The 10122-nt window shown below is 74.5% G+C and carries 7 protein-coding genes and 1 pseudogene; 3 read left to right on the top strand and 5 right to left on the bottom strand.

The features are described from left to right. Positions 1 to 102: 102 nt before the first annotated feature. A complete protein-coding gene (locus tag E4099_RS22855; RefSeq protein WP_245245096.1) occupies positions 103 to 1407 on the top strand; it encodes a MerR family transcriptional regulator in 1305 nt (434 codons plus the stop codon). Positions 1408 to 1440: 33 nt separating this feature from the next. On the opposite strand, the gene pspAB is transcribed toward E4099_RS22855, so the two are convergent. After that, positions 1441 to 2025, bottom strand: coding sequence for a PspA-associated protein PspAB (gene pspAB / locus E4099_RS22850; protein WP_135340985.1), 585 nt, complete (start codon positions 2023 to 2025; stop codon positions 1441 to 1443). A 4-nt stretch (positions 2026 to 2029) separates the two neighbouring features. Continuing rightward, positions 2030 to 2929: a zinc metalloprotease HtpX gene (htpX, locus tag E4099_RS22845; RefSeq protein WP_135340984.1), complete on the bottom strand. Its 900-nt coding sequence runs from the start codon at positions 2927 to 2929 to the stop codon at positions 2030 to 2032. A gap of 500 nt (positions 2930 to 3429) precedes the next feature. On the opposite strand from htpX, the gene E4099_RS22840 reads away from it, so the two are divergent. Further along, on the top strand, positions 3430 to 4332 hold the full coding sequence (locus tag E4099_RS22840) for an LLM class flavin-dependent oxidoreductase (protein WP_135340983.1): 903 nt from the start codon (positions 3430 to 3432) through the stop codon (positions 4330 to 4332). Between the two features lie 203 nt (positions 4333 to 4535). Further along, the gene (locus E4099_RS22835) at positions 4536 to 5450 is read left to right on the top strand and encodes an HAD-IIB family hydrolase (protein ID WP_135340982.1); all 915 of its coding nucleotides are present in this window, start codon (positions 4536 to 4538) and stop codon (positions 5448 to 5450) included. A 149-nt stretch (positions 5451 to 5599) separates the two neighbouring features. Here E4099_RS22835 and E4099_RS35230 read toward each other — a convergent pair whose 3' ends face one another. The 3 genes and pseudogenes from E4099_RS35230 to E4099_RS22820 all read right to left on the bottom strand — a co-directional run. Next, positions 5600 to 7486, bottom strand: a complete 1887-nt coding sequence (locus E4099_RS35230) for a peptidoglycan DD-metalloendopeptidase family protein (RefSeq protein WP_386390222.1) — start codon at positions 7484 to 7486, stop codon at positions 5600 to 5602. A 189-nt stretch (positions 7487 to 7675) separates the two neighbouring features. Further along, positions 7676 to 9502 carry a GAF domain-containing sensor histidine kinase gene (locus E4099_RS22825; RefSeq protein WP_135340986.1) on the bottom strand — a complete coding sequence of 609 codons (1827 nt, stop codon included), beginning with the start codon at positions 9500 to 9502 and terminating at the stop codon, positions 7676 to 7678. 102 nt (positions 9503 to 9604) lie between these two features. Further along, positions 9605 to 10033 (bottom strand): annotated as a pseudogene (locus tag E4099_RS22820) (ATP-binding cassette domain-containing protein); the annotation flags it as partial. Between the last annotated feature and the right edge of the window lie 89 nt (positions 10034 to 10122).

Raw genomic sequence — 10122 nt, 5'->3', positions numbered from 1 at the left:
CTTATGCGATCGTCGGCAGCGTCAGCTGTGTATAAGAGACAGCCTCGGGAGGCGGCGCCGACCGCACCGGGCGAGGAGGCGACGCGGGCCGGGGCGGCAGCGGTGAGTGCCGACGCGGTGGTCGCGGATTCCGGAGGGGGGGTCACGGGTGCCGGGGCGGAGTACCGGATCGAGGATCTGGCGCACCGCAGCGGGGCCACGGTCCGCACCATCCGCGCCTACCAGGACCGCGGACTGCTGCCCCGCCCGGAGCGGCGCGGCCGGGCGAACGTCTATGGCGACGCTCATCTGGCCCGGCTACGGCAGATAGCCGAGTTGCTGGACCGGGGCTACACCTTGGCCAGCATCAAGGAACTGCTGGAGGCATGGGACGCGGGGCGCGGTCTGGGCGGGGTGCTGGGCCTGGTCGCCGAGGTGGGCGGGCCGTGGAGCAGCGAGGAGGCGGTGCCCGTCACCCATGCCGAGCTGGCCGAGCGGTTCGGCGGTGCGGCCGATGACAGCGTGATAGCGGACGCCGTGGAGCTGGGGGTGCTGGAGCCGGTGCCCGGCCGCTCGGGCGAGTTCCTGGTGCCCAGCCCGGCCGAGCTGGCGGTCGCCGCGGAGCTGCATGCCGCGGGCATCCCGCTCCCGGCCGTCACCGACCACCTGCGGGAGCTGCGCGGCCAGGTGGAGCACATCGCGGGCCGTTTCCTGGACTTCACCACCGAGCACGTCTTCCAGCGCTATCTGGACCACCGGCCCACCGAAGCCGAGGTGACCGAAGCAGCCGACCTGGTACGCCGGCTGCGCCCACTGGCCCAGCAGACCGTCGAGGCCGAACTGGCCCGCGCCATGCGCACTCTGGCCACCCGCTATGTACGGAGCCGCCTGGCCGAGTTCGTCGCCGACACCCCTGCGGCGCCGGAAGCGGGCAAGGGTGTTCCGGAGGGCGCGAAGACCGACGCCTGGGGCGCGGCACCGGCCGCGGGGACCGGTACGGACACGGCACCGGCGGGGGCTGGTACGGACACGGCGCCAGCCCCGGGGACCACTTCCGGCACGGCACCGGCTGGGGGTCCGGATGTGGACGTGAGCTCGGTCGCGGGTGGCGGCGTGGACGCAGGTCTGGGCCCGATCGCGGGTGTGGGCCCATGTGCTGGTGGGGGTGCGGATCGTCGCGGCCCGGGTACGGGGGTCGGTGCCGGCACCGGTGGCGTGGCTGGGGCGGTGTCGGAGGTGATCGCGTTGCCGGCGGGGACCGTGGAGACGGTACGGGCACTGGTCGGGGAGGCCGGCCTCGCGGAGTTCATCGCCGCCGCGGCGGACCGCGAGGTGCGAGCCCGCACCATGGACGCGCTCGCCGCCCGCCACCGGGCCGAACCGCCGGACGGGGTGACCGCCGGACGGGGTGACCGCCGGGCGGGGTGACCGGGCTGTTCCCGGGCTCGTCCGGCCGCGGACTCACAGACCCGGTGCGCCCCAGACCGGGAACCAGCGGGAAAGGTCCTGCTCGATCCGCAGGTCGTCCGTGAGCAGCGACCTGATCTGGAGTTCCAGGGCGTTGTCGCGTTTCTCCACACCGCCTGGCAGCGGCGCGAACGGGTAGAAGGTGCCCCGTTTGTAGAGGTAGACCAGCGCCAGGGTCCGCCCCTCGGGATCGCGGAAACCCATCAGCGAGCAGAGCAGTTGCGGGCCGAACCCGCTGTCCTGAAGGCCGCTGTTGACCGCGTGCAGATCGTTGACGAGGGCGGCGGTGTCATCCGGGGGCTGCCGGGCGAGCAGCCAGGTGTAGCCGTAGCCGTCCCGGCTGAACTCCACCGGCACGCCGCCCCGGTCCGTATCGGCGTCAAGGAGGTCCTCCACGTCCTTCCGGAGCTGTTCGAAGGCCCCGCCCTCGACGCTGGCGAAGCACACCGAGCCCTGGCCGGTCGGGGTGAACCCGGCGCCCGCCTGGAGCGTGATGGCGGCCGAGGGCAGGGCGAAGAGCTGGTCGAGGTCGGGACGTACCGGTTTGCTGCGGCCCAGGATGACGTCCAGGAAACCCACCTGCTCAGCCCCTTCCGAGCTGGACGGAGATCCGGCCGAGCTGGTCCAGCCGCTGCTCCAGGGTGGGGTGCGAGGAGAGCAGCCGCGCCAGGCTCTCGCCGGAGAAGGCGGGAACGAAGTAGAAGGCGTTGAAGGCCTCGGCCTGGCGCAGGTCCCGGGTCGGGATCCGGGCCATCTGCCCGGTCACCTTGGTGAGCGCCGACGCGAGCGCCGAGGGCCGTCCGGTGAGCAGCGCCCCGGCCCGGTCGGCGGACAGCTCGCGGTAGCGGGACAGCAGCCGGGTGAGCAGGAAGCTGACGCAGTAGACGACCGCGCTGACCAGAGGGATCAGCAGCATCAGGATGGCGGTGTTGTTGTCCCGGTTGCCGCGGCCGAAGCCGCCCCAGAGACCCACTCGGGTGATCATTCCGGCCAGCACGCCGAGGAAGGAGGCGATGGTCATCACCGCCACGTCGCGGTGCGCCACATGGGAGAGCTCGTGTGACAGCACACCCTCCAGCTCGTCCGGTTCCAGCCGTCGCAGCAGCCCGGTGGTGGCGCAGACCAGGGCGTTCTTCTGGTTGCGCCCGGTGGCGAAGGCATTCGGTACGTCGGTGTCCGCGATCGCCACCCGCGGCTTGGGCATATCGGCCAGGGCGCACAACCGGTCCACCGCGCCGTGCAGCTCCGGCGCCTGTTCCGGGGTGACCTCGCGGGCGCCCATACTGAACGCCGCGATCCGGTCGCTGAACCAGAACTGGGCGATGAAGAGTCCGCCCGCGAACAGCAGGACCACCGGCCAGGCGCCGCGCAGCAGCACCATCAGCCCGCCGACCAGGACCACGTAGAGCAGCCCGATCAGAAACATCGTGGTGACCATACGAGTCGCCAGACCCCGGTCAGGGGCGTAACGGGTACGTGCCATCAGTACCCACCTCCACCCTCGATTCTGCACCTTTCACCCCCATTTACGCCCTCGCTCCCGGGGGACGGACCTTCGTCTCCGCAGGGGAGGAGCCGCCGCCCGTCAGGAAGGGGCCCGCCGTTCCGCAGGTGCGGGACCGCCGGGCCGCAGGGGAGGAGCCGCCGCTCGGCCGGAAGGGGCCCGCCGTTCCACAGGTGCGGGACTGCCGGGCCGCCCGGGGGAGGAGCCGCCGCTCGGCGGGAAGGGGCCCGCCGTTCCACAGGTGCGGGACCGCCGCTCCGCGGGGGAGGGGCCACCGGGCCACAGAGGAGGGGCCGCCGGACCGCGGGTGCGGGGCTCCCCAGCACGGGGAGGAGCCATCGCCCCGCGGGAGAGGGATCGGCCGCCCCCGAAGGGGATCCGTCGCCCCGCGCGAACGGGGATTCGCCGGGCCGCCGGGGGAACAGCGGCCGGGCCGAAGGGCTCCGGACGGCGCGCTCGGGGGACGTAGGCTCATGGCCATGAGCTTGCGTCTGAGCACCGTGATCCTTCCCGTCGACCGTTGGCACCAGGGCGGCCGGGCGAAGTGGCAGGGGGCCGAGGAGCTCGGTTTCCACGCCGCGTACACCTATGACCACCTCTCCTGGCGGACCTTCCGGGACCGCCCCTGGTTCGGCGCCCTGCCCACCCTCACCGCCGCCGCCACCGCCACCGAGCGGCTGCGTCTGGGCACCCTGGTCACTTCGCCCAATTTCAGACACCCGGTGACGCTCGCCAAGGAGCTGATCTCGCTCGACGACATCTCCGGTGGCCGGGTCACCCTCGGCATCGGTGCCGGCGGAAACGGTTTCGACGCCACCGCCCTGGGTCAGGAGGCGTGGACGCCGCGTGAGCGGGCCGACCGGTTCGCCGAGTTCGTGCCGCTGCTCGACCGGCTGCTGAGCCAGGACGCGGTCTCCGCGCCGGGCACCTTCTACGCCGCCGTGGAGGCCCGCAACATCCCCGGCTGCCTCCAGCGGCCCCGACTGCCGTTCGCGGTCGCGGCCACCGGCCCGCGCGGCCTGCGCCTGACCGCCCGGTACGGGCAGGCATGGGTGACCACCGGCGACCCCAAGCTGAGCAGGGAGGACACCCCCGAGCAGTCGGTGGCGGCGATCCGCGTCCAGACCGAGAAGCTCGCCGCGGCGTGCGCGGAGACCGGCCGGGACGTGGCCGAGCTCGACAAGATCCTGCTCACCGGCTTCACCCCGGACCTCGGCCGCCCGCTGGCGTCCCTGGACGCCTTCGTGGACTTCGCCGGCCGCCACCAGGAGCTCGGCTTCACCGAGATCGTGATCCACTGGCCGATCCCCGACTCGGTCTTCGCCGCTGACCAGACCGTCTTCGAGAAGATCGCCACCGAGGCCCTGGCCCAGCTCGCCTGATCACCGATGCGCCCGGCATGGTGTCCGGTCAGGCACCAGGCCGGGCGCTCCGCCGCCACCGGGCGCGGGAACCGGCGAACCGACGGGGCGGGCCGCCCGAACAGTCGGCCGAGGGGTCGATCCCGCGGGTGCCAGACGGCACGGGAAGGCCGGCCCCGGCGCTGGCTCATACGTGCGCCCTGTCACGCACTCGTGCCTGGCATATGCGGGAGGATGGTGCGGTGACCTCAGCTACCGAGCAGCCCGAGTCCCCGGCCATGGACAGCCTGGCCATGAACCGCCCGGCGGCCGGGAGCGGTGCCCCCGCCGCCGTCCGGCTGATCGCCACCGACCTCGACGGCACCCTGCTGCGCGACGACAAGACGGTCTCCGAGCGGACCGTCGCCGCGCTGGCCGCCGCCGAGCGGGCCGGGATCGAGGTGTTCTTCGTCACCGGCCGCCCGGCTCGCTGGATGGGTGTGGTCAGCGAGCACGTACACGGCCACGGCCTCGCCATCTGCGGCAACGGCGCGGCCGTGGTCGACCTGCGGGACGGCGGACGGCTGATCGACGTGCGTTCGCTGGCCCCCGTGGACGCGCTGTCCGTGGCAGCGGCCCTGCGCGAGGCCGCGCCCGGCGTCTCCTTCGCGGTCGACCGGAGCAGCGGGGTGCACTACGAGCCCGGCTACCCGCCCTTCCAGTTCGAGCCCGGAGCGACCATCGCCCCGGTGGAGAAGCTTCTCGCGGACGGCAACGAGTACGCCCACCACCCGATCCTCAAGCTGCTGGCACACCACCCGGAGATGGCCCCCGACGCGTTCCTGGAGCTCGCCCGCTCCATCGCGGGTCACCACGCGACCTTCACCCGCTCCAGCCCCACCGCGCTGCTGGAGATCAGCGGCCTGGGCGTCAGCAAGGCCAGCACCCTGGCCCGCTGCTGCGCCGAGCGCGGCATCGCCCCGGCCGAGGTGGTGGCCTTCGGCGACATGCCGAACGACCTGGAGATGCTGAGCTGGGCGGGCACCTCCTACGCCATGGGCAACGCCCACCCCGCGGTGCTGGCCGCGACCACCCACCGCACCGAGACCAACTACGAGGACGGGGTCGCGGTGGTCATCGAGCGCATCCTGGCCGGCTGACGTCCGGAAGCCCGCGGTCCGCTCCCCGGCCGGGGCTGCCGGTCCGCGGCCCGCTGGCTCGGCCGGGCCGCCGCTCGTGGCCGACACCCTCGGCCACACCAGCACCGTCAGGCCTGTCCGACATCCGGCGCTATCGGCCGTACCCGACACTATCGGCCAAATCCGTCCGGGACGCTCGAGCGGAGCCGCACCCCGTGACGGCGCAGCCAGGGCACCGGATCCACCGCGGTGCCGAAGGCGGGGGTGCGGCGCACCTCGAAGTGCAGATGCGGGCCGGTCGAGTTTCCGGTGTCCCCGGAGAGGGCCACCCACTCCCCGGCCCGTACCCGGTCCCCCGGGGCCACCAGCACCGTGGAGAGATGGGCGTACTGGGTGTGGGCACCGTCCGGGTGCCGCAGCACCACGCTCATCCCGAAGGGGCCCCGGCACTCCACCGAGACCACCTCGCCCCGCCCCACGGCCCGTACCGGGGTGCCGACCGGCACCGCGAAGTCCTGGCCGGTGTGCCGGTGAGCCCAGTGGCTGCCGGAGCCCCCATACCCGGCGGACAGCCGGTAGGAGGCCACCGGCCGCGTCCAGCGCCCCGGCTCCTCGCCACGCTGCCGGCCGGTCCCGTCGGCCGCCGCGGCGCGGGGGGCCGGCACCCGGGAGGCCCCGAAGACCGCCGAGACCCCCGGCACCCGGGAGACCCCGGAAACCCCGGGCCCCCGAGAAACCCCGAACATCCCGAACACCCCGGTTGACCTGGGCGCTCTGGAAGACCTGGACGCCCTGGCGGCAGCCGCTTCCGTGCGGTCGGCACCCGGTACGTCCCGGGTGCCGTCCACGAGATGGGTCGGCCGGTCCCCACCCGGCAACGGGATCCCGGAGCGGCCGGCGTGGCGCAGGCCGCTCGGAAATCCGTCGTCGGGCGGGGCCCCGCCGTCCGTGGAGGGGCGGCCGACCCCGAGTGCGGCCGCCGATCCCCCGTCACCGGGCGGCGCGGATGCGGGCCGTCCCTCGCCGCCCGCTCTCCCACCGCTGCCGCGCGGTGCGCTCATGCGGGGTACGCCGAAGCCGTAGGCCCCGACACCCCATCCCCCGTCGAGGACCGTCCCAGCGCCCCAGGGCGGTGCGACCACCCCGGAGGCACCCTCGCCGCCCGAGGCGACGCCCCCGATCCCGGTCTCCGCGCCGGTCACCGCCGGGGCGGTCAGCAGTGGCACCACCGGGAGCGCGAAGGGGACGGGAACGCCGAACGGCACCCGGATGTCGAACGGCGCGCCGTACCGCCACGTCGGCCGGGGCGCCTCCGGGCGCGATCCGGGCTTCGGCGCGGGCTCCGCCTTCCGCCGCTGCGCCGGCAGCCGGGGCGCGTCCGCGAAGGGCCGTCCCGGGTGGCGGCCCGCGGCCTCGGGCACCAGGCAGTGACCGCCGCGCACCGCCTGGGAGGCCATCCGGTGCAGGCTCGCGCGGGCCCCGGCCAGCCGCCGTTCGGCCTCACGCCGCTCGCCGGCGAACCGCCTCGCCCGGTCGTCGAGCACCCGGGCGGCGGTCGTGGTGGCCCGTGCCCGCCGGGCCAGCCGGTGGACGTCCTCGGTGGCCGCCACCAGTCGGCTGACCAGGGCGCGATCCCGGGCGGCGCGCGCCTGGTCGCCGGGGTCGAAGACGTTCAGCATGTGCAGGGCCGTCGGCAGCGCGCCGTAGCGGTACTGCTCCCGGGCCAGCCGCCCGGCGGCCTTCCGCAGCCGGGCGACGGTACGCCGCTCCCGGCGCAGGGCCTGGTGGGTGCGCGCGGCCTGCGCGTGCCGCGTACGGGCCAGACGGCGATCCCGCTCGTACGCTGCCGTGTCCCGCGCCACCTGCCCGTTCAGCCGCACCACTTCAGCGCTCAGCCGGGCGGCGCGCTCCGGGGTACGCCCTGACACGCCCCCCGCGCCCGCCCGGCCGTCCACCGCGAAGGCGGCGCCGGGCGCGGGCAGCGCGCACAGCAGCACCACCCCGGCGGAGCACACGGTGCGGGCGGCGAGCCGACGCCCGCGGAACGGAAGACTCATGGGGGGGATGGTCACCCGCCACCCCGTACATCTGTGCCAGACGCGCCCGCCCGGGGGCGTGTCTGGCACCGTTCGGAGTACGCGTCCCCGCCAGGTGGCCCAGCCCCCACCCCCGTCAGCAGCCGTCAGCCCGACAGCGGCTCCCTTCCCCGCACACTGCGGTGGGGGCATAGGGGTGTGGCGCCGGACCTAGAGCGCCGCCTCCCAGACCACCGTGGTGCCGCCGCCTCCCTCGCCGAGCCCCGGGCCGTAGGTGCAGGAGCCGCCCAGGGCCTCCGCCCGGCGGGCCAGGTTGCGCAGCCCGCTGCGGCGGCCGCCGGCCACGATGCCCACCCCGTCGTCCGCCACGGTCAGCCGCACCGCGTCCCGCCCGTCCGGGAGGATGGCCGTGGCGTCCACGGTCACCTCGATACGTTCCGCCCGGGCATGCCGGAAGGCGTTGGACAGCGCCTCCCGCAAGGCCGCGACCAGGTTCTTCGCGGTCATCTCCCCGACCCTGGCGTCCACCGCGCCCAGAAAGCTCACCGAAGGCTGGAAGCCCAGCGGTACCGCCGCGGTCCCGACCTCCCGCAGCACCCGGGTACGCAGCCCGGACGGCGCCTCCGCCGGACCCTGCTGGAGCGCGAAGATCGCGGTCCGCACCTCCTGGATGGTCGCGTCCAGTTCCCCGACGGCCTGCCCGATCTGCTGCCGCACCTCTTCCGCCACGGCCTGGCGCTGCGCGCTCTCCAGCATCATCCCGGTCGCGAACAGCCGCTGGATGACCAGATCGTGCAGGTCACGGGCGATCCGGTCGCGGTCTTCGTACACCGCCAGCCGCTCCCGGTCGCGCTGCGCCTCGGCGAGGACCAGCGCCAGTGCTGCCTGGGCGGCGAACTGGGTGGCCAGGGTGCGCTCGTGAGCGGTGAACGGGCGGTCGCCGCGGCGGCGCGGGGTCGCGAGGATGCCCAGCACCCGGTCCCCGCTCCGCAGCGGCAGCATCATGTTCGGGCCGTAGCGCGCGGAGACGCTGGTGGTCATGCGCGGGTCGGTGGCCGAGTCGTCGGTGAAGACCGGTTCGCCGGCCAGCAGCCGGGGCACGATCGCGGCCTGGGGGGAGACGACCGTACCGATGAGGCCCGACGGGTCGTCGGCGTTCGCGGCGACGATCTCCAGCCCGCCGTTCTCCTCCGGTACGAGCACGATGCCGGCCGTCGACTCCGCGAGCCGGCGGGCCTGCTCCGCGACGACCAGCAGCGCGTCCTCCACGTCACCGCCGGAGAGCAGGGCGGTGGTGACGGCGACCGAACCGTCGATCCAGCGCTCCCGCTGCCGGGCCGCCGCATGGAGCCGCGCGTTGCCGATGGCGATCCCGGCCTCGGTGGCCAGCACCTTCGCCATGCCGAGGTCGGCCTCGCTGAACCTGTCGCCACCGCGCTTCCCGGCCAGACACAGCTGCCCGTACCGCTCGCCCTGCACCCGGATCGGCACCAGCAACCAGTCGGCGGGGCAGGGCTCGGATGGCGCGGCGGAGGACTTTGGGGGTTGGGGTGGGCCTGAGGCTTCAGCGGGGCCTGAGGCCCCCGGGGATTCGGAGGGGACGGCCCCCGGCTCGGCTCCCTCTGGCGGGCGGTCCGGCAGCAAGGCCGCCGCCAGCCGCGCCCGGTCGACGTCCGGCACCCCGTGGGTGACCAGGTCGACCAGCCCCCGCCCGCGCGGGTCGAACACCCCGATGGCCGCCCGTCCGGCGTCCGCGAACTCCGCCGCGGTACGGACGATCCGGCCCAGCACCGCCTGCACGTCCAGCTCGCTGCCGATGGTCCGCATCGCCTCCAGCAACCCCGGAACCCGTGCGGTCAGCTCGCTGGAGAGCCCCCGCAGACCGCGGGTCACCTCGGTGGCGGCGTCCAAGGAGTCCGGCACGGACTGCCCGGCGCGCGTATCCGGCTGGTCCGGCTCCGGATACCGCTCCTCGCCCGGAGGGAGCGGCGTACCCGAACCGCCGGACGGCTGCTGCGGGCCCTGCGGAGTTGCCATGGCTGCCATGCAGGCGAGCCTAATAAGTACCTTTTGCCGGGAAAAGCCGCTCAGTGTACCCGGCACCCGGAGCGCAAGGGGGAGAGCCGCCGGCCGCGTCCCTCAGGCCACCAGCGCTCCCCCAACGCCCTCCCGATCGAGCATGCGCCGGAACGGTCCGTCCACCGCCGCCAGGTCCTCGTACGAGCCGCGCTGCACGGTACGGCCGTCAGCCAGCACGATCACCTCGTCCACCGCTTCGGCCAGCCCGGCCAGCCGGTGGGTGATCAGCACGGTGGTCCGGCCCTCGGTGGCCGCCAGCAGATCGGCGGTCAGCGCGTCGGCGGTGGGCAGGTCCAGATGCTCGGCCGGCTCGTCCAGCACCAGCACCGGGAAGTCGGCGAGCAGTGCCCGGGCCAGCGCGAGCCGCTGCCGCTGGCCGCCCGAGAGCCGGGCGCCGAACTCGCCGACCGGGGTGTCCAGCCCGTCCGGCAGCCCGTCCACCCACTCCAGCAACCGCGCCGCCCGCAACGCCGCCCGCAACCGATCGTCCTCATCGCGAACCGATTCCGAGCCCGACCCGGACCCCGAGTCCGAACCCGACGCCGCCCCCGAACCCGACCCCGAGGCCGAACCCGAGC

Origin of the sequence: Streptomyces palmae, from assembly GCF_004684805.1 — a bacterium.
GTDB lineage: Bacteria > Actinomycetota > Actinomycetes > Streptomycetales > Streptomycetaceae > Streptomyces > Streptomyces palmae.
Note: the sequence above shows the minus strand (reverse complement) of the source record. Positions and strands in the feature narration are given on the sequence as shown.

Excerpts from the sequence above, each read along its gene's own strand:
- htpX (WP_135340984.1), bottom strand. The coding sequence starts at position 2,929 with ATGGCACGTACCCGTTACGCCCCTGACCGGGGTCTGGCGACTCGTATG.
- E4099_RS22840 (WP_135340983.1), top strand. The coding sequence starts at position 3,430 with ATGAGCTTGCGTCTGAGCACCGTGATCCTTCCCGTCGACCGTTGGCAC.
- E4099_RS22835 (WP_135340982.1), top strand. The coding sequence starts at position 4,536 with ATGCGGGAGGATGGTGCGGTGACCTCAGCTACCGAGCAGCCCGAGTCC.
- E4099_RS35230 (WP_386390222.1), bottom strand. The coding sequence starts at position 7,486 with ATGAGTCTTCCGTTCCGCGGGCGTCGGCTCGCCGCCCGCACCGTGTGC.
- E4099_RS22825 (WP_135340986.1), bottom strand. The coding sequence starts at position 9,502 with ATGGCAACTCCGCAGGGCCCGCAGCAGCCGTCCGGCGGTTCGGGTACG.